Origin of the sequence: Polyangium sorediatum (assembly GCF_029946465.1) — a bacterium.
Taxonomy (GTDB): Bacteria; Myxococcota_A; Polyangia; order Polyangiales; family Polyangiaceae; genus Polyangium; species Polyangium fumosum.
Genome location: NZ_JARZHI010000028.1, coordinates 72135 through 94519, shown reverse-complemented (window position 1 = coordinate 94519; position 22385 = coordinate 72135). Strand labels below are relative to the sequence as shown.

Genomic DNA, 22385 nt, shown 5'->3' with positions numbered 1-22385 from the left:
CGTCGTGAGCTGGGCTGGTTGATCTCCCTCTCCGACGACAAGTACGCTCGCTCGCCGAGGGGGTCCACGATGCTTCATCGTGTCTTCGTCTGGTGGGTGGTTGCGGTGATCGTGTTTTCGTGCCGGATGCCGGCGGCCCTCGCGCAGACGCCCGTCGATGTTTGCTGGAAGCCGTCGGGGCTGCCGCCGGATGTCGATACGTTCGCCGTGATCGAGGAGAAGACCGGCGGCACGCTGGTCATTCTCAATGCTCATCAATTCTGGCAGCAGGCCCAGCACAGGGTGGTGCTTCGGTACAATCCGAACCTCGGGCCGGAAAGCCTCGCGCGAATCCCATCAAAAGCTCGGCCGCCGGGATGCACGCCCCCGCCTCCGAAGAAGCCGGAGGCGCCCGCCGCAAAAGCCCCAGCGCCACCCGCACCGCCGCAATCGGAGCCTTCGCCGAAAGAAGCAGCCAAGGAGAGCAAGAGAGCGGACGAGCCGAAGGAGGAGCCGCCTCGTTCACGCGTGGCCGAGCGGAAGGATGAGCCGAGGGTATCGCAGGAAGGCTCCTTGCCGCGGGAAGGCATTTTGCGCGAGGAGAGCGTCCTGCCGAGGCGCGACGAGGTGCATCCGCCGAGGTGCGTGGATGAAGCGTGCTCGCACGTGGATCGGGGCGGCGCGCTGCCGGAGCTTCAGCATAGGCACGGGCGACCGCTGGTGAGCGCGGTTCGCTGTCAGGATACGAAGCAGGGGTGCAATGGGAAGGGCGACGGGACGGGCAAAGGCAAGGCCCTGACGCCGCTCGAACGGATGGTCCGCGAGCTGGCGATCGCCTCCGCGATGCTGAACGGCGAGTTCAATCACGACCTCGCGCGGAAAGACGGCAAGCGGTTCGGCGTCATCGGCGGCGATGACGAGGACGGCGTCGACAACGCCATCGTCCAGGCCGCGGCGGCGATCACACAGGTCGCGTCGGCGGTGCTCGTCGGGCAGGCCGAGACGTTCGCGAAGAAGCTGGAGGAGGCGTGCGCGAAGAAGGCGCCGATCCTTCTGCAGGGGGCCGAGGAGCTGTCCAAGGAGACGGCGGAGCTCTTGGCCAAGAAATACGGGGCGGACATCGCGGCCGCGCTGGAGCAGAACGGAACCATCGGCGCGTACGAGGTGATGAAGAAGTTCACGGACAACCTCGGCGGTTCCTACCAGGCACATCACATCCTGGAGAAAGCGATGGCGGAGAAGTTGGGGCTGAAGAACTTCGACAAGCTGCCCGCGGTGATCTTGACGGAGGCGAAGCACAAGGAGATCACGCGCATGCTCAAAGGGCTCCGACCTCCGAAGCTGACGCCAGATACCTTATGGGAAACGTACAAAAGCGCGTATAAGACTCATCCGCACTGGCTGGAGGCCATCAAGCCATATTTTGGCAAATGACATCGCCATCGAGGCACGAACATGTGGACAGAGGTACGAATCCTACTCATCAACGATCGTTTTCCCGGGGGGCCGCAGACGATCCTCCGACCGGCAGACTGCGGTCCCGACGTGGCGGTGCTGGATGCAGAAGCGAATCTTACAACCGTCACGCTTGACGAGAGGGACGAACGCCTGCCTGTCCTCCTGGATCTGCTCAAGGGCTACGATAACGATTGGGTCGAACGCCGCCAAGACCGCTTCACCGACGAGGAGCTCGAAGCAGCGCGGCTGCTCATCGTGTCGTACGACGTCAATGCCGAGGTCTACGGCGGGCCGCGGCAAGGCACGACCTACGACATGTCCGAGGCCTGCAAGCGGTGCGGCGCCGGGGCCCGGCAGACCTCCGCGATGATCCTCGACGTCGAGTATCTTCATCGTCTCGAAGGCCGGCGTGCGGCTATGACCTTCAAAGACGACCTGCTCGTCGACGAGAAGCTGGCCGGCGCGCTCGCAGAGAGCGGCGCGACGGGGCTTTCGTTCCGGGGCGTCTTCGCGGCGTTCGACAGGCGAGGGCATATCCAGCTCCCCTGGCGGCAGGTTTGCGCGACGCACACGTTGCCTCCCATGTCGCCTCGATCCACCGGCGTATATCCCTACAAGCCCTGCCCTTGCGGGCGCAGTAGCTTCACGGGAAAGGAGGAGGTCCCTACCCGCCTCGCGTACCGCGCGGCGGACGTCGCCGATATCCGCGACGTCAACGTGAGCTGGGAATGGGGCGGCGAGGTGAGGTTCGACGGCGACGTGAGTGATGCCCTCTTCCCGTGCCCTTGGTTCCTCGTCACCCCCAAGGTCTGGCGCATCTTCCAGGACGCAGGCGTCACCGGGTTCGACTGGAACCCGATCCGCGTCGTGGACGCGTCATAGGGTGGGTGAGGCTCCATGCTTCGACGGCACGTCGTCGAAGTCGAAACGGTCAACATGGGTCCGACCGCACCCGAGGGGCCGGCAGGGGGGGCAAGCCCTCACCCCGCGAGCGTCTCGCCGCTGCCGTAGACGTGCCCGACGATCGACGCGATCAAGGCGTCGGAGAGCGTGACGCCGCGCGCCTGTCGCCACGCGACGTGTCCGTCCGGCCGGATCAAGAGCGCGCCGTCGGGCTCGATCTCGAGCGCCGTGTGCACCGCGGCCACATGACAGACGGGGATGTCCGCCGCCCCGAGCTCGAAGAGCCGGACGCCGTGGCGCGCCTCGATCGGGCCGAGCGCCTCGACGTCCGAAGGCCGCGTCGCGACCGCCGCGCCGACGAGCAGGGTGGACGTGCGGTAATCGATGAGGGAGCGGCTGCTGCGGCGGCGCGTGTTGCCGTCAAGCCAGACATGCGGGAATCGGGCGCCCGGCCGCGTCGAGGGGACGTACGAGGACACGCGGTCGTCGGACGCGGGCGGCTTCGTGCCGTCGCGCAGGAGCGCGCCTTCTTCGTAGGTGTAGCCGAGGTCGAGGCCGATCCGATCGAAATGGGACCGCTGCTGCGTGATGGCGGCGAGGACGCGCTCCCGCACGGAAGGGTCTCGATGGTACCGCGCGAGGACGCTCTCGGCGTAACGTTGCGCCTGTCGTTCGGCGAAGGCGCGGACGTTGTCGGGCAGCGCGCGCATCGTGGAGCTCGCGAGCTTCTCCGTCGCCCATCGCGCGTCCTTCACGTCGATGCCGAAGGCCTCCGCGACCTCGTTCATGCGCTCGAAATTGAGCCGGCTCTCGTCGCAGTTCGTCTGGACCACCGGGCGGCGCTCGGCCTCGTAGGTGTCGAGCAGCTCGGGCGGGGCGCGGCGATCGAGCACCATGGCGAGCTTCCAGGCGAGGTTGTGCGCGTCGCCGATACCGGAGTTCATGCCGAGCCCGCCGGTGGGCGGGAATCGATGGGCCGCGTCGCCGACCAGAAAGACACGCCCGCGCCGGAAGCGGTCCGCCACCTGCGCGGTCATGCGCCAGTGGCTCATCGAGGTGATCTGGATGTCCACGTCCTCGCGCCCGAGCGCCGCCTTGATTTTCTTCAGCATCACCTCCGGGGTGTATTCCTCGATCGCTTCGTGGGGCGTCGCCACGGGGAGGTGGAAGACCCACCGCTTCTCGACGTGGTGGGCAATGAACGCGCTGCCCGGCGCTTTGGGCGAGAAGATGAAATAAAGCTTGCCGCGGGTGCGGACGACGTGGCGCAGGTCGGCCTGGAAGTAGGCATTGACGACGTCGAGCAGCTTGTCCGGGCCTCTCATTTCGATGCCGAGCGCCTTGCGGCTCCGGCTGCCGGCGCCGTCGGCGCAGAGGACGTACCGGCTCCGGAGCGTGAGCATCTCGCCGGTGGCTCGGTTCAGGATCCGACTCGCGACGCCCTCCTCGTCCTGTTCGAAGGACTCCCACTGGTGGTTGTAGAGCGCCTGGATGCGCGGCGAGGCCGCGACGTGGTTCTGCAGGATCTTCTCCAGTTCGACCTGGGAGAGGTTGAGGTAAGGCATCGGCGCCTCGAGGTGCTCGCGGTATTTGCGCCCGATGCTGCCGGCTTGCAGATCGATGCAGCCGAACTCCTCGCCGATCGTGTCGCAGAAGAGGACCTTCGCTGCGTCTTCCGGCGGCGACGCCTCCGCGGAGAGCTCGTCGTAGCCGAGCCCGAGCTCGTGGAGGATCTCGATCGAGCGCGCCGAGAGCTCGTGGGCCTTGGGATGCGTGTCCGTCCCCTGCCGGCGCTCGAGGAGGATGCAATCGATGCCGCGCTTCGCGAGGCACAAGGCGCTCACCATGCCCGAAGGCCCGGCGCCGATGATGAGGACGGGTGCGGAGACAGTTCGATCGCTCATGTCGTTTTGCCTTCCGGGTGGCACAGACGAACACCAGCAAAGAGCAGCGCCGCCGAGGTGCCGAGGTGCAGCATGGCCGGCGGGAGGAAGCCGAAGAGGACCCGGCCATCGGCGTCGAATTCGGCGCCGGCCGCATTCTTGAAGAGGGCGGCCACGAAGAAGCCGCCGATGTGGAGGGCCCCGAGGAGGGCGCCCGTGCGAATCCGCCAGAGGGTGCGAGGGGTGGCGGTCCAGAAGAGGTAGATGGAGACGAGCGCGCCGAGGGCCCCGCCGCTGATGAGCCAGAGCAGGTGGAACCGCGCATGCCCCGGCCAAGCGGGGTTTCGGAGGTGGTGCGGATCGAGGACGTCGATCAGCGCCGTGAGGAGGCCGTACGTGAAGGTGGAAAGGATACAAAGCGCCTTGCCCGCGGCCCACATCGAGGAGGAAGGCGGTCGCTCGGGTTTCATGAGAGCAAGCAGAGCACGGGCGAGGCGGGGCGTGATGGCCAGAGGTGGCCATGGGGTGGCTGGAAAGGAGCCATGTCCCTCTCGGGGCGGCTCAAGGGGGAGGAGGGCACATCATATCCACCGGCAGCGTGCACACGGCGTCCGGCTCCACCTGGACGATCTGCATCATGCTCGCCCACGCCTCACCGTGACGGCTGTCTGTCGGCGGCCCCCGCCCGCTGGAGGAGCCGATCGCGCATCTTGAATACCTCGTTCGCCGCGACCACGTCGCCGCCCTCGCGGAACGCCTCGGCGGCGCGCTCGTAAAAGACCGCGGCCTCGCGCGGCAAAAAGACGGCGCGGGACGACGTCGCCGCATCCATCAGCTTTCGACCCACCATGCAAGGTTCGCCTGCGCCGCGCCATTGCTCGGCCACGAGGGCAGGGTCAGCGCCCAGCGCTTCGAGCGCCACCGCCAGCCGGCGGCGCAGGAGCACCTCGACGGGGCGCGGGAGCGTCGCGAGGACGGTTTCCCCGATGAGATCGTGGCTGAAGCCCATGCCATGCACGACGTGCGCGGCCGTGAGCTCCGCCCAGCAAGCAGCAGTGGCAGCGGCGCTGGCTTCGAGCGCGGCCGACGCGCTCGCGAGCGTGAAATTCGAGCCGAGCAGCGCGAGGACGCGCGCCATCTGCAACGCCGGCTCCGACAAGCGCAAGAGCGTGCCTTCGAGGATCACGCCGATGCGGCCGGGGGGCATACGCGCGACGTCGGCGCGCGAGAGCGCGCCCGACGCGATCACGTGCTTCACGGTCTCGAGCACGAAAAGCGGATTGCCGCCCGCGTAGCTCGCGATCGAGTCGGCCATGTCGGCAATACCAGGCACGTCGAGGCTCCCGAGGAGCTGCCGCACGCCGGCCGGGGGGAGCGGATCGAGCTCGATATGGATCCCCAGGCCAAACGCCACGCCCTCGCGGATGGACGCCATGATCGCCTCGGGCAGCTCGCCCGCGCGATAACAGAGCACGGCGCGCAGCTTCACCGTCGGGTCCTGGAAGAGCTGCGCCATCACGTATTGCCCGGCTTCCGCGGTCGCGGCGTCCACGAACTGGATGTCGTCGACGCCGAACGCGTCGTAGCCTTCACGCGCCGCGAGGCGATGCGCTTCGATCTCGGCCTGGAGCATGCGTATCTTGTCCGCCTCGCTCTCCATCGGCCCCGGCGCCTGCCCCAGCGCCGGCACGAGCCGCGCGAGCTCGGCGCGCGCCCAGGGAGCGAGCTTCGCCGCGTCAATCTTCGCCAGCATTTCGCTGTACACACGTGCGTGCGTCCCATAAGGCACGGCGCGGTCGCCGGGGCGGCCCGAGAAGAAAAACGGCTTCGCCACCGCATTGAGGAAATCGTGCATGAGGCGGCTCTTCCCGATGCCGGGCGGGCCGCCGATGACGATGGCCTGGCCGGCGGCCCAAGCCGCCTCCATCCGCGCCCACGCCTCCTCGCGGCCCACGAGCTCCGGAGGCCGGAGCACGGAGAGCGGGATCGCGCTCGCCGACGGCGCAGACCTCGGCCCCCGTTGCTCGACAGAGCGCGCGATCTCGCGGGCAAGCTCGGTCGTTGCGCGGGATGGCTCGATACCGAGCTCCCGCTCCAGCATCGCGCGCAGTCGCTGGAAGACCACGAGCGCTTCGCCCCGATCTCCCGCGGCATAAAGCAGGCGCATCCGCTGCCGGTGCGCGTCCTCCGAACGTGGTTCGAGCTCCACGGCACGCGCGGCGAGCGCGAGCGCGTCGGCGAGGCGACCGCTCCGTTCGTGCGCGTCGATCGCGGCGGTGATCGCCAAACGCCGCGCGGCGTCCACGTTGGCGCGCGCGCTGTGCAGCCACTCGTCGAACAGCGGTGCGTCGTCGAACGCGAGCTGACCGAGCAGCCGGCCCAAGGGCAGCTCGGTGGCGCGCGCCGCGAGCTCCGTACGGCGCGCGCCTCGCAGCGCGCTCACGTCCGCGTCCACGGAGGCCGCCAGGGCCAGCGGATCTGCGCCGCTCACGAGCACGTCGCCGGTCGCCACCTTCAGCCGCCGGAGGAGCTGTCGCAGGTTGGCCCGCGCCGTCGCCTCGGGCGAGTCGGACCAGAACAGCCCGGCGAGCCTCGACTTCGGCGTCGCCCCCTCGACCGCCAGATAAGCAAGGAGCCCGAACGCCTTCTTTTCGAGCCGCGCCGGGCCGTTGGGACCAACGAGTCGGACCTCTCCCAGCACGGAGAGATGCCAGTCGAGGATCCCTTTTGTGGAGTTGCCCTGAGCGTGCACGTGGCGCTGTGACCTCGGAGGCCTCCAGCGCCATCGACGGGAGGCGGGAGCGATTAAGGATGCGGTCCCACCGAGTCATGCCCCACCTTGGGTCAGGCCGCTACCATCGAGCAGCAATCGGCGATGCTGCGCGCTCCCGGGAGGGGCCGAGCTATCGGCGCGGAAGCGCGACGAAAATCTGCTCTCCGCGTCCTGTCACGCTTCCGTCACGCCCCCGATCCCAAGCTCCCGTTCGACTTGGCCCGCCGAGACCTACGACGTCGCGGCGCATGGCCTATCGGGGAGCTTGCACGTATGAAACCACATATCGATTCCAAGCGTTCCTTCTCGAGTTCTCCCGGTCCGCGGAGGGGCTCCCACCGGGGCGTGCTCGGCGTCGCGGTGGCCTTGGTCGCGGGTGCGCTCGTCGCCGGCGCGTGCGGCGTTGCGCCCGAAGACGCTTCGCTGGAAGAAGAAAACGTCGCCTCGTACAGCGCTGCCGCCACCTGCGAAACGTGCGAACCCGGCGACCCCCCTCCCCCGACCTGCACGCCCAAGTGTACGGGCAAGGTGTGCGGGGCCTCCAACGGCTGCGGCGGCAAGTGTGCCAGCGGCTCCTGCCCGGCAGGCACGACCTGCGGCGGCGGCGGCGTGTACGCCCAGTGTGGGTGTACGCCCCAGTGCTCGGGCCAGGCGTGCGGGGCGCCCGACGGCTGCGGCGGGATCTGCACCGGCGGCTCGTGCCCTTATGGGCAGGCGTGCGGCGCGGCGGGTGTACCGGGCCAGTGCGCGACGCTGCCGACGGGGCAGGGCGTCGAGTGCTTCGTGTTCAACGACGGCTACGCCGACATGGTCGGGCCGTCGCAGGCGATTTACCTCGAGAGCGGCTCGGGCCGGGCGTGCGTACCCGACGGCACCCCGGGCGGCTCCTGCCGCAAGTGGTTCGGCCGCTGCCAAACCACCGACCCGAGCCACACGCCGGTGTACTTCAATGTCTTCAACGACGGCGAGGCCGACATGGCGGGCCCGTCGGATGCGGTGTTCTCGCCGGGTCGCAAGCAGGCGTGCGTGCCGGGCAACGGCGCCGCGGGCATCTGCCGGCGCTGGTTCGGCGAGGCGACGCTGCCCGACGGGCGCTCGGTCGAGTGCAAGCTGTTCGACGACGGCGGCGCGCAGAAGACGAAGTTCACGGAGCACGCGATTTACAACCATGGCTACGGGGACGTGTGCTTCCCCGACGGCAGCACGCACGGCCTGTGTCGCAAGTGGTTCGGCGAGTGCAGGGTGGCCGGCTGCGGCGACGGCGCGTGCAACAGCGACGAGACGCCGTCGAGCTGCCCGTCCGACTGCAAGTGCGGCGACGGGCTCTGCAATGGCTCCGAGTCGTGTGGCAGTTGCTCGCAAGATTGCGGCGGTTGCTGTGGCAACGGTGTATGCAACCCCAGCGTCGGCGAGTCGTGCAGCACATGCCCGTCCGACTGCGGCAAGTGCTGCGGCAACGGCGCTTGCGACAACAACGAGACGTGCGATTCGTGTCAGCAAGACTGCGGCGCGTGCCCCGTGCCGACCTGCTCGGGGCAGCCGGCCGGGTCGCAGGCGCAGTACTTCACCGTGGGGATCGAAAACTACTGGGGCTGCCTGCTCCAGAGCAACGCGTTCTTTGCCAACTCGCTGAGCGAGGCCGTGCAATGTGGGCAGGCGGCCTTCCCCGGCTACAACATCGTCACGGGCAACGTCGGGACGTACACCTACAACACCGGCAACGTCAACGGCTGCGCCGATATCACGTTCGCCGCGATGTCGTCGTCGAAGGCGGCCTCGTGCGCGAATGCGAATGGTTACCCGTACGCAGGCGCCTGCCCCTGAAGCGGCGGATCGAACCACCGGCCGAGTGGGGACGCGAGGCGTCCCCCTCGGGGCCGGCCTGCCTCACGTCTCCGAGCGAGGCACGTCGTCGAAGTCGAAACGGTAAATGTCTTCGAGCGGCGTGCCCGGCTTCATGAGGGCGTGCTCCTTCAGAAAGCCCGTGCGGATGTCGTAGACCCAGCCGTGCAGCGTGGGGCGGTTGTGAAGCGCCCAGGCGTGCTGGACGAAGCTCGTCTCGGCGAGGTTCTGCACCTGCTCGGCGACGTTGAACTCGACCAGGCGGTCGAGGCGTTTGTCGACGTCGGCGAGGGTCTCGAGGTCGCGGCGGTGCGCGCGATAGACGTCCTTGATGTGGCGGAGCCACTTGTCGATGAGGCCGAAGGAGCGGTTCGTCAGCGCGTTGCGCACGCCGCCGCACCCGTAATGGCCGCAGACGATGATGTGCTTCACCTCGAGCACCTCGACCGCGTACTGGAGCACCGAGAGCATGTTGAGGTCGGTGTGGACGACGAGGTTCGCGATGTTCCGGTGCACGAAGAGCTCGCCGGGCTCGGTGCTGGTGACGGACTCGGCAGGGACGCGGCTGTCGGAGCAGCCGATCCACAGGTAGGCGGGCGTCTGGGTCGTCGCCGTGCGCTCGAAGTAGTCGGCGCGAATGGCGAGCTTCTCGGCGACCCACGCCTTGTTGCTGAGCAGGAGCTTCTTGTACGCGTCCATCACGATGTCCTCGCCGGCGGGAGCTCCCCATCGGGGCGCTTGCCACGCAGGTTCTTGAATTCAACCTTGATGTCCTTGAACTTCGCGTTCTCGACGAAGTCGTCGAGCACCTCGAACGCGTCCCGATCCACGTGGAGCGCGCGGGTGCCGTCGACGATGAGCGTCGTGCCCTCGGGGACCCTCGCGAGCTTCTCCTTGAGCTCGGCCTTGTGCACGAAGCTGATGTCCTTGTTGAAGCGCAGGAGCGAATAGTTGTCCTGCGAGACCACGATCATCGCCGCGTGCGAGTTCGTGCGGATGACGAAGAAGACGCCGACGGCGAGGCCGATGAGGACGCCCTTGAGGAGGTCGGTGAAGACGATCGCCAGGATCGTCACGATGAACGGGACGAACACGCCGAAGCCCTCGCGCCACATCTGCTGGAAGAGCGCGCGCGGCGCGAGCTTCGAGCCGATGACGATGAGGATGGCGGCGAGCGCGGCGAGCGGGACGTGACTGAGGATGCGGCCGAGGAAGAGGACCGCGGCGAGCAGGAGGAGCGCGTGGAGGATCGTCGACCAGCGGGTGCGGCCCCCGGCATACACGTTCGCGCTCGTGCGCACGACGACCGACGTGACGGGCAAACCGCCGAGCAGGCCCGAGGTGATGTTGCCGAGGCCCTGCGCGACGAGCTCGCGGTTCGGCAGGGCGATGCGCTTGTACGGGTCGAGCCGCTGCCCAGCTTCGAGGGCGAGGAGCGATTCGAGGCTCGCCACCGCGGCGAGCGTCGCGCCCGTGACGTAGACGCGTTGATCCTTGAAAGCGGCCCAGAGCGGGCGCGGCAGCTCGCCGACGATGTCCAGGGGCGAGTGGAGGATCGGGAGCGAGACGAGGTGCCCGTCCTCGCCCTTCAGGTGAAACCCGTTCGTGCCGAGACGAAACGCCTCGTTGATCAAGGTGCCCACGACGACGACGACGAGCGGCGCGGGGATGAGCTTGAAGATCTTGCCACGAGGGACGACGAGTTTGTCCCAGGTGACCAGGAGGACGAGCGAGATGAGCGAGATGACGACGGCGCCGCCGCTCGCGCTGAGGAGCGACTTCACGATGGCGGAGAGGGTGTTCTCCTTGCCGTCGGGCTCGATGAAGCTCATGTCCATCTCGAAGTCGAGGTCCCGGCCGAGGGCGTGCGGGATCTGCTTCAAGACGATGACGATGCCGATCGCCGCGAGCATACCTTTGATGACGGCCGTGGGGACGTAGTCAGCAATGGCGCCGAGGCGGAGGGCGCCGAAGGCGAGCTGGAGGACGCCGCAGAAGATGACGGCAGCGAGGAAGGCCTGGTAGCCGAGGCCATGGATCGCGGTCGCGACGATGACCGTGAGGCCCGCGGCCGGGCCGCTCACGCTGACGTCCGAGCCCGAGACGAAGCCGACGACGATGCCGCCGACGACCCCGGCGACGAGGCCGGCGAGCAGCGGCGCGCCGGAGGCGAGCGCGATGCCGAGGCAAAGCGGTAGCGCGACCAGAAAGACGACCAAGCCCGCGGCCGCGTCGTAGCGGAGGTGGTCCTTCCCGATGTTCTCCTTGAGCGTCATCCCGACCGTCGCATACGATCGTTCCTGTCAGCGAGCCAGGCAGAACATCAGATTTGTGCCCAAAGCTTCGATGTCCTGGACGACGGCGGCCGTTGTGGACCGCCTGGGCCTCCTGTAACGTCCGCGCGCGTTTGACCCCGAAAAACGGGGTTCCAGGAGAAACCGCGCCTATGTCGTTCCGTCGTCCGCGTCCTTCGATGCTCGTGACCCTCGTCCCGGCCGTGCTCGGCCTTTGCTTGGCGGCCGCCGGATGTGGCGGCGGCGGCGCGGCCGCCTCGGACCCGAAGACAGGCGAGGAGGCCAAGGCGGGCGAATCGAAGCCCGCGGGTGAATCGAAGCCCGCGGATGCGGCGGCGGCGCCGGCGGCGCCGGCCGGGGATGTGGCGACGGCGGAGGAAAAGCCCGCCGCGGCTACAGGGAAAAAAGAAAAATTCGCGCTGCCGAACGTGGACCTCGCGACCGGGGAGGAGCGGGAGACGCTGACGCTCGCGGGCAAGGAGCTCGTGGCGGAGGCGTGCCTGCTCGACACGTCGGCGCCGGAGCTGCGGCACGAGTGGTTCAGCCAGGCGATCCGGTCGATGGCGCTCGCCCCGGATGGCGCGCTCATCGTGCTCGATCACGAAAAGAAGGTGCGGCGGTACGTGGTGCAGCCGGGCGAGCGATGCAAGCTCGGGCTGGATCCGGCCTTCGGCAAGGGCGGCGTGCTCGCGTTCCCCGGCGAGCTCGACGATGCGATCGAGGTGCTCGACGACGGCACGATCGTGGGTTTCGAATTCCAGAAGGTCCACAAGTACAAGGACGGGAAGTTCGAGACGCTCGATTGCTCGCTGAAGAGCATCGACGCGAACGGCAAGCGGGGCTGGAAGTCGTTCGCGGACGAGGTCGAGAGCGTCGACCTCACGGCCGAGTGCAAGGCGACGCCGTGGAAATACACGGGCTGGCCGAGCGGCAAAGACAGCAAGGACAAGCCGAACGTGCAGTTCGTGCGCTCGTGGGGGAAGGACGTGGTGGTGGCCGCGTCGGTCGACAGCACGCATTACGTGGCGATCCACGGGGCGGACGGGAAAAAGAAGCTCACGCTCGGCAAGAGCAGCAAGGACACGAAGGACGACGGCGAGAACATCTGCTGGGCGCGCGACGCGGACGCGTGCGCCGGCGGGATTTGCGTAGTCGACTCGAATTGCCGTGACCTCGCGGTGTGGGACACGAAGGGCAAGTACGTGGGGGTCGTCGACATCAACAGGCTGCTCGGCGTGGAGTATTCGTGGCCGGTGGACCTCGTGATGGCGAAGGGCGGCGTCGCGTACATGGCCGCGTCGCACAAGGAGAAGGCGCCCGAGAACCCGCCGAAGGACTACGAGGCGAAGAGCCTGGGGCTGATCTTCCGGATCAAAGGGCTCAACTGACGAAGCGCCCGCCCGCGGGGGGGAGCGACAATCGGGCGAGGGGGTGCTCGGCATAAGAGCGGCCCTCGTCCGTGCTGTCGACATCCAGCCGGAAGTCGTAGTTCTTGAAGGAAAAACGGCGCGGGTGGACGCGGAGGACGGCGCCGCTCGGGGCGCGGTGGATGGACGTGACGCTGTAGGCGTGGCCGTGGGGGATGTCGCGCTCGCGTCCGCCATAGACCGCGCCCGCGATGATGCGGAGCGCGTCGGCGCCGCCGCCCGTGACGATTCGCTCGCTCTTCGCGTCGTGGATGTGGCCGGCGAGGTAGGCGTGGGCGCGGCTCCCGAGGAATCGAGCGAGGTCGCGCTGTTCGGCGAGCCAATCGTCTTCGAGCGGGTGATGGCCGAGGACGAGGACGAGCTCGCGTTCGCGCGCGGCGTCGTTGAGGAGCGCGCGCTGGCGCTGGCCGAGGCGTAACTTGCGCGCGTCGTCGTCGCCGGCGGCGAGGAGCGAGGTGTTCACGCCGAGGAGGCGGAGGGACAAACCGTCGCGGGTGGTCTCGGTGCTCGACCAGAAGAGGTCCCGGCAGGCGGGCGCGAAGGCGGCGGCGAAATCGAGGTAGGCGGCCTGGCGGCGGCGGAGGAGGTCGAGGTCGCCTGCATTTTCGAGGGCGTCGTCGAGGTCGTCGTCGCCGCTGCGGAGGCCGCGGAGGAGGCGTTTGACGGTGCGGTCGGCGTCCATGCCGCGATCGACGTCGTGGTTGCCGGGGACGACGAAGATACGGTCTTTGGTGAGGTCGAGCCGCTGGGCGACGTCGAGCAGCCATTTCGAGGCCTCGGCGTATTGATCGGGCTTGCCGCTCCAGGCGATGTCGCCGGTGACGAGAATGGCGTCCGGGCGCGGGAGGTTTTGGCGCGCGAGGGTGGAGAGGTCGTCGCGGAGGATCGAGAGGATCTGCGATTGGTTGTGGCGGTCGCCGGCGCCCGGGAGGCCAAAATGCAGGTCGGAGAGGTGCAGCCACGTGAAGAGCGGCGCGGCCTCGGGCGCGGGCGCAGAGGCGGATACGGACGCGGACGCAGGAGCGGAGGCGGGCGCGGTGGCGGCGGGCGCGGAGGTCCGGGGCGCGGGCATGGATCCGAGGACGCGGAGGGCGGCGATCGTTTCGGCGCCGGCCTCATCGAGCAGGGATTTCCACGCGGGACAGGTGGCCACGAGGTCGAAGCCGGTCATGAGGGACGCGTAATCGGCGTGGGCGAGGGCGAGGGCGCCGAGGGGGCCGTCGAGGCGGCCGTGGTGCTGGCGAATGAGCTTGGCATGCTCGTCCCAGGCGAAGGCGACCCAGAAGGCATCAACGGGGTTCTGATCGAGCCACGTCTCCCAGGCCTCGTCCGAGGATTTTTCGTCGGATTGCTGGACGTGGAGGTGCCGGCTCAAGGCGAAGAGCCATTCGTTCGCCGCGATCGTGCCCACGTCGGCGAGGAGCACGGGCAACGCGAGGGGGTTTTTCAGGTCGAACGTGAGGTTCGGCAGGCGAGCCTCGGCGTGAATGCCAAGCCTCGGGCGGTGGATGTAGATGAGCCACCAGAAATCGTCCTGTTCGAGGACACGGGCGACATGGGACTCCTCGCCGAGGGCCTGATCCCAAAGGGCTTCCCAGTCGAGCGCGCTGGCCAAGGTGTCGGGGTTTCCGAAGACCGCGGCATAACGACGGCGCTCGGGCGCGGGCACGAGGTCGCGCACGAAATCGCGGCCGAGGGCGGGGCCGAAGGCGCGCAGGAAGGCGCGGCCGAGCGAACGGAAGAAGTCACGCAGGAAGTTTTGCGCGAAGGCGCGGCCGAAGGAGCGGAGGATGTCGCTGCGGAGGTCGCGGCCGAGGGACTGGACGAATTCACGGACGAACGTGGGCTTGGGGTTGCCGGTGAAGGAGCGCGGGAAGCTCCAGGCGAACGTGCGGACGACGGTGCGGACGAAGGCGACGGCGATGTCGTGGACCGTGTCCTCGGGAATGGGCTCGCCCTCGGAGAAGGTGGCGAGCGCGTCCTGGTTGAATCGCACCATCCGCTCGATGATGGGGGCCTCGACGAGGTCGGCGTTGCCCATGCGATCCCGGGCGAGCTTCGGGTGGCGGAGGGTGGTGGTGATCGGCGCGGGTTGCGGGAGCGCCGAGAGGGCCTGCGGGATGTTCCGGAAGGCGAGCGGCGCGGTGAGGGTATGCGTCCAGTCGGAGAGGCGCCAGCCGTAGGGGGATTGCAGGAGGAAATGGACGCGCTCGGGGTAATGCTCGGTGTAGGCGAGGCGCGAGCCGATCTCGGCGCGGATGCGGTCGCGGAGCCAGCGCGCGGCGCCGAGGAAGGGGGCCTCGGAGGGGACGGGGCTCTCGGAGAGGCCGGTGAGCCAGCCGAGGGTGGTGCGGTAGACGGCCGTGCCGCCGAGCGCGGCGAGGGCCGTGGCCCAATGGTCGACGGTGGAACGCTCGTCGACGATGGTGCCGAGCGCGGGTTCGTCGCGGAACACGACGAGGTCGGGCAAAAGCTCGGCGAGGTCGGGGCGGGCGCGAATTCGATCGGCGACGCCGGGGAGGTCGCCGAGGAGCTTGCCTTCGAGGTGGACGGCGGCGAGGGCTTCGGCGGACGTGCCTTTTTCCTGGAGATCGGCGCAGGCGACGCGGAGCTCGGTCCGGAGGTCGGAATCGCCGAACTCGCAGATGTCGTCGAGGACGGCAAAGATATCACCTGAGAAGGCGGGTTTTTGCGCCCAGCGGGCGAGGATGACGGAGAGGATGACGCGCCGGTCGCGCTCGCGGGAGACGAGGCCGTCCCGAATGGCGCGGCCGAGCGTGAGCCAGCCCGGGTGCTCGGGTGTCTTGGCGAGCGCGTCGACGATTTCCCCGAGGAGATCACGGACGAGCTTGCGCCGGCGTTCGCCGCGTTTTTTCGCGAGGACGAACCAGCGCAAAAGGAGGACTTCTTCCCAGGCCCCGTCGCCGAGGTGTTCCCGGACGAACTGGACCTCGTCGTCGTCGTCGACGTCGAAGCTGCCGGCGTAGGCGGCGAGGTATTCCTGGAGGGTGAGGTGCAAAAAGGAGAGCTTGCCGCCGCCGCGGTCGACGAGCAGGCCGACGCGGTCGCAGGCGAAATCGATGAAATCGCGCATCTCCGCGTGAGCGGCCTCGTAGGAGAGGGCGCGCTCTTCGTCCTCGGCGCGCTCGCGGTGGAGCTGGGTCAGGAAATCGAGGGCGTCGTCCCGCGAGAAGAGGCCACGGACGCTGTAGGCGTCGCCGGGCGCGCGGGATTGGACGTGGAGCGCGAGTTTTTCCAGGTATGCGCGCGGCAGTTCGGTGGGGAGGGCGCGGCGCTCGAAGGCGTGTTTTTCCGGGCGCTCCTTGGCGTCGAGCCAGGTGCGGAGGAGCATGTCGACGCATTTTTCGTAGAGCTCGCCGCGCTCCTGGGGCAAATGGCCGAGGAAGCGGTGGACGAAGGCCATGAGCGTGAGCAGGAGCGGGTTCGTGGCGAGGGCGCGGACCTGCGAGGTGCGGAAGACGGCGCGGCGGAGGGAGGATTGCTGGCTCTCGCGGAGGCGATCGTTTTCCCGGATCTGGATGCGGTACCAGCGCTCGATGAAATGGGCGATGTCCTCGTCGGCGAGGGGGCCGATGCGGAGGTGCTCGAATTCGCTCCGCGGGAGCGCGATGTCCGCCGTGTAGCCGTGAATGCGGGAGGTGACCCAGACGGGGCAACGAGGGTAGGCGGCGCGGAATTCACGGACGGCCTTGGCGACGCGGCTCCGGGTGGTGGAGGCGCCGACCTCGTCGAGGCCGTCGAGCAGGACGAGGGCCTCGCCCATGCGCAAGGTGGCCTCGAAGAAGGCAGGATGCGCATTCGGGAGAGAATGGTCCGAGCGGGCGCGCGCGGCGAGGAAATCGACAAGCGTCAGCTCGTTCTTGTGGATTTCGATGGCGTATTCGCGCAGGGAGACGAAAAACGGAATGCGCCGCTGCGAGGGCCGATACCCTTCGAGGGTGACGCCCGGATCCGAATGAAGGAGCGAGAGGAACGCGAGGAGCGTGGTCTTCCCCATGCCGGGATCGCCGAGGATGAGGGCCGAGCTGCCGTACTGGAGGAGGCCCGCCAGCGTGGGCTTTTTCTGGTCGCGATCGTCGGTGATGAACCGGGTGGGGACGAAGAGATCGGCGAGGCGAATGTCGCCGCGGGCGTCCTTCTGGCGGAGGGCATCCGGGGGAAACCCGAGCAAGCTGACGTGCTCGAACGCGCGGGCGATTTTTTCGCGATAAAGGCGGCCGAAGGCGTGGAAGTCGAAGCCATCGTAGCCGGGGAGCAGGGCGCGCGCCTCGGCGGATTCGGGGTAATACCGAGCGAAGAGGGCGGGGACGAGGCGGAGGAGCTTGACGAGTTCGGGCGTCGACCAATGGCGGACGGCGTCGGCCTCATAAAGCGAGATGGAATAAGCCTCGGAATGCGTGGGGTGCGCCTCGACGACATAATGCGCCTGCGGATCGAACCCCTCGCGCTGCGCCCAGGCCGAGACGAGCTCGTCGGAGAGGACCTCGAGCTCCCGCGCGCCCTCGTTCCCCGGCGAGAGCCGCTCCACGAGTGGCGCGAGCTCCACGGCCGCCGTCGCCCCCGGCAGCGTCCCCGCAAACAACGCAACGTCGTCCCGATCCATGGATCCGCCCTCCCCCGAGGACGAATCCTAGCCCACAATCGGAAACATCTCCACGAGCGGCGCCCGCGCCTTGCTCGCCGCCGCGACGATGTCCTTCGTCGAGGCCGCCGCAGAGAGCCGTACGCTCATCCGCAATGGTCCGCCCGTGACCTCGATCCCGCGCGCGAGCAATTCCTCCCGGAAAGGTCCAGGGTTCTTGCGGATCGTGACGCCATACACGCGGACGCCGGCAAACAACGTCTCGGGCGCACCTTCGAGGACGAGCGCGCCGCCCGCGAAGACGAGGACGTCGGTGGCCCCACGCGCGAGGTCGCCCTCCGGCGTGCCCGGATCGAGGCGCTCGGCCGAAAGAAGGGCGCCGCGGCCGTCGGTCGCGCGCGCAAGAGCGTTCATGACGAACGCAGCCCCCGGGCCGTCGAGGCCCGCGAGCGGCGCTTCGAGGACGAGGACCGGAGGATCGGCGACGAGGGCGTGCGCAAGGACGAGCGCGCGGCGCGTCGGGAGCTCGAGCGTGTCGACGGTACGGCGAAGGAAGGCCGAGAGGCCCACACGTTCGAGCGCAGAGGCCGCGAGATCACGCGCCGCGCGGGGAGAGAAACCGGCGAGGCGCGCGCTCCAGGTGACGTAGTCGTGCGCGGTCGTGCCCTTGGGCAAGGGCGGGTCGAGCGGGGCGATGCCCGCGGCGTCGAGGTGCGCGCGCGTGGCGACGTCGAAGCCGGCGACGTGCAAGGTGCCCGCGGCGAGCGAGGCTTCGCCGGGCATGGCCGCGTCGTCGTGGGAGGGCGCGCGCGAGCGGAGCGGGACGGCCGTGAGCGCCGCGAAGAGCGCCTCGGCCTCGCCGGTGCAGAGGACCCGATCGCCGCGCGCGCGGACCGTGAGGCGATCGATCGCAACGACGTCGTCGATCGTGATGCGAGCGTCCTCGGCATGAAGGACAGGCGGAGGCGCGGCGTCGCTCACGGGAGTTCGTCGTCCACGGTCGCCGGAGCGCCGCCGAAGGAGACGTCGCCGACGAGGTCGAGGCGCGCGAGCGGCTTCGTCCCGTCATAGACCATGAAGGGCGCGAGGCCCCGCGCGAGGTCGAGCAAAGCCGGGGGAATGACGATCGGCACGGCCCCCGCTTGCGGCATGATCGCGGCGATGCCGGCGAGCTTGGCGAGCGCGAGGAGGACGTTGTCGTCGTCCTCGGGGAACTCGACGAGCGGCGCGTCGCGCGGGAGCTCGGCGCGCGAGCGGACGTCGTCGAGCGCCTCGCGGAGGCCGCCAATGCGATCGACGAGCTTGCGTTCGAGCGCCTGCTCGCCGGTCCAGACGCGGCCACGCGCGACGGCATCGACGTCCTCGGGCTTCATTTTGCGGCCCTCGGCGACACGCGCGATGAAGAGGTCGTAGAACTGTTTGACCTTCACGCCGAGCTCGATGCGCTCTTCTTCGGTGAAGGGTCGATAGAGGCTCTCGGCGTCCGCGCGGGGTGCCGAGCGGAACTGTTCGAGGCCGACGCCGAGCTTGCCGAGGAGGCCGACGAGGTCGACCTTGCCGTAGAAGATGCCGATCGAGCCGGTGATCGTGGCGCGGTTCGCGAAGATCGGTCCCCCCGCGACGGCGGCGTAATACCCGCCGCTGGCCGCAGACGTGCCCATGGAGACGGCGAAGGGCTTGGCTTTTGCGGTGAGGATCGCCTCGCGAAGGATGACGTCGGCCGCGAGGGAGGAGCCGCCGCCGGTCTCGATGCGGAAGACGACGGCCTTCACGCTCGCGTCCTCCCGCGCGCGCTTGAGCGCCCTCGCGATGGTGTACGAGCCGGCGAGGCGAACGCCGACGAACGGGATCGTCTGGCTCTCGCCATCGACCATGTCACCCGAGAGATAGATGATCGCGACCTTCGAAGGCGTGCCCCACCAGGTGGGCGCATTCGAGGGCGTGGCGTCGTCGATGATGCGCGCGCGGCCGCCCATCATCTCCTCGACGACCTCGTCGATCTCGTCGTCGTACGCGAGGACGTCGACGAGGCCGTCACTCCGCGCCTCGGGCGCGACGAAGGGGCCCTTCGCGATGGTCTTGCGCAGCGCAGAGACGGGGATCCTCCGGCCGCCGCCGACATCGTGCATGTAGATGCCTTCGAGCTGCATCAGGAGGTCCTTGTGGTCCTGGCGCCCGATCTCGGAGGACTCCTTGCGCGTGAACTGCTCGGCCGCGAGCTTGTGCTCGGCGATGCGGACGAAGTCGGCGCGGACGCCGAGTTTGTCGAGGGTACCGCCGTAATACATGTACTGCGAGGAGAGGCCCGCGAAGCGCAGGCCGCCGGCCGGGTTCATGGCGATGCGGTCGGCCTGCGCGCAGACGTGGAGCGATCGGCCTCCCGCGTCTTCGAGGTGGCAAAGGACCTTCTTGCCGCTCGCGCGAAGCAAGCGGATCGCATCGCCGACCTCCTCGGCGTGCGCGAGCGAGCTCGCAGGCTCGGCGCGGAGCTGGAGGACGACGCCGTCGACGTTGCGATCCTCAGCGAGCCGCCAGAGGCGCCGGAGGAGCTGGACGTGCTTGCGGACGCCGGGTGTGCCGTCGAGGCGGATGCGCGCGACGCGCTTGGGCAAGGGCAAGCCCGGCTCGCGGTAGGAGCGCAGCGCGGCCGTCGCGTAATAACCGACGTCGCCGCCGCCGAAGATCGCGCCGCCGCCGGCCTGGAGCATCGCGAGGTTCACGTCGAGGCCGACCATCGCGGTGACGTCGGGGCTCGCAGCGAGGTCACGCACGGAGACTTCACCGCGCAAACGGCCGACGTGCGGGACGTCGAGGCCAAGCGTGGCGCGCGGCGTGACGTCACCGGTGCGCTCGTGGATCGAGGCTTCGAGGCCGAGCTCGGCGTACCTGCGTCCCCAGAAGGGGCGGAACGCGAAGCCGACGTCGTACCGGCGATCGGCGTTCGTGGTCCAGTCGCGCGCGACGGCGGAGGCCGAGAACCAGGTGAAGGGGCGGATCGTGAGGCCGGTCGTCACGCCAAACTGCTCGTCGAGGTCCCGCCGCTCGGCGTAGGACCAGCCGAACGTGGTGCCGATCGAGACCGTGTCGCCGAGGCTCGTCGCGAGCGCCCAGCGCAGCCATCGTTGCGAGGCCGAAGCGCCGATGGGCGTCGTGACGTCGAGAAGATCGACGCGCAGGCCCGTGGACAAACCGAGGATCGGGAGGCCGAGATCAAAGGCATGCCCGTTCGTCGTGCCCGCGCCCGCGCCGGCCTGCGCCATGGTCCAGCGCAGCTCCGCGCCGGGCAAAAACGCGAGGTTCGCCGGGTTGTACGCGATGCTCGACGCATCGTCGCCGGCCGCGACGGGGCGGCCTGGTGCAGGGACGTACGCGCTTTGCGCGTGGAGATCCGACGAGGGCGTGGTGAGCGCGGCGAGGGCGAGGCCCCCGAGGGCCAGGGCGGAGAGCTTCTTCATAAGGTCGAGAGGCGGCGCAACGTCTCGGCCTCGGCGTCGTAGATCTTGCGGATCTCGACCAAGGCCATGCGGCCGGCGAGGGACGAGAGTACGCCAGCCTTGATCTCGATGTCGCCCTCGACGGTCCTGCGCGCGCGTCCCTCGGGCGCCGGTTCGAGGCGGCAGGTGCCCGAAGCGCTGAAATACTTGCGGAATTGCTCGCGCGGGGCGACGGACCAGGAGGCGACGTGGTTGCCGAGCCGATAGACGCAGCGCTCTTCCCAGGAGAGGGCCTCGCGGGCGACGTCGTAGCCGCGAAACATGGCGAGCGGCGCGTTCGCCTGGAACCGAAGGACGCGGCGCAGCTCGCCGTTCGCGATGACGTGCTCGATCGTCTCGACCGAGGCGACGCTCGTGGTCGCGAGGAAGGGGGCCATCATCAAGCCGATGTCGGGCGAGAGGACGGCGAGCTCCAGGGCATCGAGGGGTACGTCGAACTCATGCGTGATCTCGAAGTGCAAATCCGTAGCTCCCTTGCGCGATCCGTACCGGTTGAACGATCCCCTCACCCCCGTGAAACGATGCGCTCCCCCCATCCCCTCGCCCTCACGGGAAAGGGGCGAAGAAGGGTGGAGCCCTTCGATTACGCAAGAATCCCTCGGGCCCGGAGCGCGGCCTCGATCTCGGGCCTGCGCCGCTCGAGCTCGGGTACGTCCTTCACGGGCAAGAAGCGCGACGCAGCCCCATCGCGCGGGACGCGGAGGAACTGCGGATCGAGCGCAGTCGTGATCTCGTTGACGATGCGCTCGAACTGAACCGCCTTCGCCTCGCCGACCGTCTTGTCGACCTCGACGTACGTCCACTTCAGGTCGAGCGAGGCGAGCGCCTGCGCCGAGACGAGGAAGGTGTTCGTGCTGAAGACGGGCATCTGCGCCGGGTCGAAGCCGAGCGGGAGGCGCATTTCTTCGGCGATGATTTTCCGGCCGTTCCAGCGAATCGGGCCGCCGCCCTTGTCGCTGCCGACCTTGTTCACGACCTCGACGGTGAGCGGGCCGCCGTGCGCGAGGTGAAAGCCGAGGATCGCCGGATCGACGGTTGCGCCGAGGTTGTCGAGGTTCGCGATCCACACGGTCTTGCCCCCTCGTTGGATGAAGCGGTCGAGAAGTCCGCTCGCGCGGAGCGCGTCGGGCAGGTCGCCGTGGCCGGTCGCGTAGACGCTCGGCTCGCCGTGTTCGTCCCGGAAGATCGTCCCCTCGTGCGTGAGGCGGAGCGAGACGAACTGCTCGAACGTGGCGACGTCGCCCTTGTCGAGCCGGCCGCCGAGCGCGGCCCGGATCGGGCCTTCGGTGGCCTCGCTCGTCATGAGCCAGAGCGGGCAGGTCGCGCCCGCCCGGCGCGCGAGGGCCTCCATCTCGGCGAGGCGCAGATCGAGGAACGTCGTCCCAGGCAGAGCCTCGACGAGCGCCTTGACGACGCCGCCCATGCGCGTCGCCATGCCGCCAGCGAGCACACAAAGCGCGACCTCGCCCCGCGCGAGCGCCTCGCGGCCGAGCGCCTCGAAGCGCGCATGCTCCGGGCTGCCCGGCGCGGGAGTGTCGACGACGTCCCCTGCGGCGGGGGGAAGCACTTCACCCGCGTAACGATTTCGTTTGTCGCGATCCTGGCCGATCGTGGCGGCCCACGCGGCGAGACGGTCGGGATCGAAGCCACGCGCGCGGAGGCGAGCGAGCAGGGCCGGCGGGAGAGCAGCGATCTCGTCGACGAGCGTCACATAAGCGGAGAAAGCACG

14 protein-coding genes are annotated in these 22385 nt (G+C 68.7%); 4 read left to right on the top strand and 10 right to left on the bottom strand.

Annotated features, from left to right (window positions below; genetic code table 11):
* Positions 1-69: 69 nt before the first annotated feature.
* The gene (locus QHF89_RS27740) at positions 70-1413 is read left to right on the top strand and encodes a hypothetical protein (RefSeq protein WP_136966598.1); all 1344 of its coding nucleotides are present in this window, start codon (positions 70-72) and stop codon (positions 1411-1413) included.
* Positions 1414-1524: 111 nt separating this feature from the next.
* Complete coding sequence (locus QHF89_RS27735; RefSeq protein WP_284721008.1) at positions 1525-2319, top strand: hypothetical protein; 795 nt, start codon at positions 1525-1527, stop codon at positions 2317-2319.
* A gap of 98 nt (positions 2320-2417) precedes the next feature.
* Here QHF89_RS27735 and QHF89_RS27730 read toward each other — a convergent pair whose 3' ends face one another.
* The 3 genes from QHF89_RS27730 to QHF89_RS27720 form a co-directional block, all read right to left on the bottom strand.
* Positions 2418-4244, bottom strand: a complete 1827-nt coding sequence (locus QHF89_RS27730; protein ID WP_284721007.1) for an FAD-dependent monooxygenase — start codon at positions 4242-4244, stop codon at positions 2418-2420.
* A complete protein-coding gene (locus QHF89_RS27725; protein ID WP_284721006.1) occupies positions 4241-4693 on the bottom strand; it encodes a hypothetical protein in 453 nt (150 codons plus the stop codon). Before QHF89_RS27725 ends, QHF89_RS27730 begins: the two co-directional genes overlap by 4 nt.
* 182 nt (positions 4694-4875) lie before the next feature.
* Positions 4876-6975 carry an ATP-binding protein gene (locus tag QHF89_RS27720; RefSeq protein WP_136966601.1) on the bottom strand — a complete coding sequence of 700 codons (2100 nt, stop codon included), beginning with the start codon at positions 6973-6975 and terminating at the stop codon, positions 4876-4878.
* Positions 6976-7341: 366 nt separating this feature from the next.
* Here QHF89_RS27720 and QHF89_RS27715 point away from each other — a divergent pair, with 366 nt between their 5' ends.
* A complete protein-coding gene (locus QHF89_RS27715; RefSeq protein WP_136966602.1) occupies positions 7342-8820 on the top strand; it encodes a hypothetical protein in 1479 nt (492 codons plus the stop codon).
* A 63-nt stretch (positions 8821-8883) separates the two neighbouring features.
* Here QHF89_RS27715 and QHF89_RS27710 read toward each other — a convergent pair whose 3' ends face one another.
* Together QHF89_RS27710 and QHF89_RS27705 are read right to left on the bottom strand one after the other, a co-directional pair.
* Positions 8884-9537, bottom strand: a complete 654-nt coding sequence (locus QHF89_RS27710) for a carbonic anhydrase (protein ID WP_136966603.1) — start codon at positions 9535-9537, stop codon at positions 8884-8886.
* A complete protein-coding gene (locus QHF89_RS27705; protein WP_136966604.1) occupies positions 9537-11114 on the bottom strand; it encodes a SulP family inorganic anion transporter in 1578 nt (525 codons plus the stop codon). The genes QHF89_RS27710 and QHF89_RS27705 overlap by 1 nt, the downstream gene beginning before the upstream one ends.
* 170 nt (positions 11115-11284) lie before the next feature.
* On the opposite strand from QHF89_RS27705, the gene QHF89_RS27700 reads away from it, so the two are divergent.
* Positions 11285-12520: a hypothetical protein gene (locus QHF89_RS27700; RefSeq protein ID WP_136966605.1), complete on the top strand. Its 1236-nt coding sequence runs from the start codon at positions 11285-11287 to the stop codon at positions 12518-12520.
* On the opposite strand, the gene QHF89_RS27695 is transcribed toward QHF89_RS27700, so the two are convergent.
* From QHF89_RS27695 to QHF89_RS27675, 5 genes are all read right to left on the bottom strand, one after another.
* The gene (locus QHF89_RS27695; RefSeq protein ID WP_136966606.1) at positions 12513-17183 is read right to left on the bottom strand and encodes a metallophosphoesterase; all 4671 of its coding nucleotides are present in this window, start codon (positions 17181-17183) and stop codon (positions 12513-12515) included. The two genes, QHF89_RS27700 and QHF89_RS27695, sit on opposite strands and share 8 nt — an antisense overlap.
* Positions 17184-17210: 27 nt before the next feature.
* The gene (locus QHF89_RS27690) at positions 17211-18143 is read right to left on the bottom strand and encodes a P-loop NTPase family protein (protein ID WP_136966607.1); all 933 of its coding nucleotides are present in this window, start codon (positions 18141-18143) and stop codon (positions 17211-17213) included.
* Positions 18140-20617: a S49 family peptidase gene (locus QHF89_RS27685; protein ID WP_136966608.1), complete on the bottom strand. Its 2478-nt coding sequence runs from the start codon at positions 20615-20617 to the stop codon at positions 18140-18142. Before QHF89_RS27685 ends, QHF89_RS27690 begins: the two co-directional genes overlap by 4 nt.
* Positions 20614-21117, bottom strand: coding sequence for an SRPBCC family protein (locus QHF89_RS27680; RefSeq protein ID WP_136966609.1), 504 nt, complete (start codon positions 21115-21117; stop codon positions 20614-20616). Before QHF89_RS27680 ends, QHF89_RS27685 begins: the two co-directional genes overlap by 4 nt.
* A gap of 122 nt (positions 21118-21239) precedes the next feature.
* Positions 21240-22367, bottom strand: coding sequence for a UTP--glucose-1-phosphate uridylyltransferase (locus tag QHF89_RS27675; RefSeq protein WP_136966610.1), 1128 nt, complete (start codon positions 22365-22367; stop codon positions 21240-21242).
* Between the last annotated feature and the right edge of the window lie 18 nt (positions 22368-22385).

Coding starts and splice junctions, on each gene's coding strand:
- QHF89_RS27730 (WP_284721007.1), bottom strand. CDS start 4,244: ATGAGCGATCGAACTGTCTCCGCACCCGTCCTCATCATCGGCGCCGGG.
- QHF89_RS27725 (WP_284721006.1), bottom strand. CDS start 4,693: ATGAAACCCGAGCGACCGCCTTCCTCCTCGATGTGGGCCGCGGGCAAG.
- QHF89_RS27710 (WP_136966603.1), bottom strand. CDS start 9,537: ATGGACGCGTACAAGAAGCTCCTGCTCAGCAACAAGGCGTGGGTCGCC.
- QHF89_RS27705 (WP_136966604.1), bottom strand. CDS start 11,114: ATGACGCTCAAGGAGAACATCGGGAAGGACCACCTCCGCTACGACGCG.
- QHF89_RS27695 (WP_136966606.1), bottom strand. CDS start 17,183: ATGGATCGGGACGACGTTGCGTTGTTTGCGGGGACGCTGCCGGGGGCG.
- QHF89_RS27740 (WP_136966598.1), top strand. CDS start 70: ATGCTTCATCGTGTCTTCGTCTGGTGGGTGGTTGCGGTGATCGTGTTT.
- QHF89_RS27685 (WP_136966608.1), bottom strand. CDS start 20,617: ATGAAGAAGCTCTCCGCCCTGGCCCTCGGGGGCCTCGCCCTCGCCGCG.
- QHF89_RS27700 (WP_136966605.1), top strand. CDS start 11,285: ATGTCGTTCCGTCGTCCGCGTCCTTCGATGCTCGTGACCCTCGTCCCG.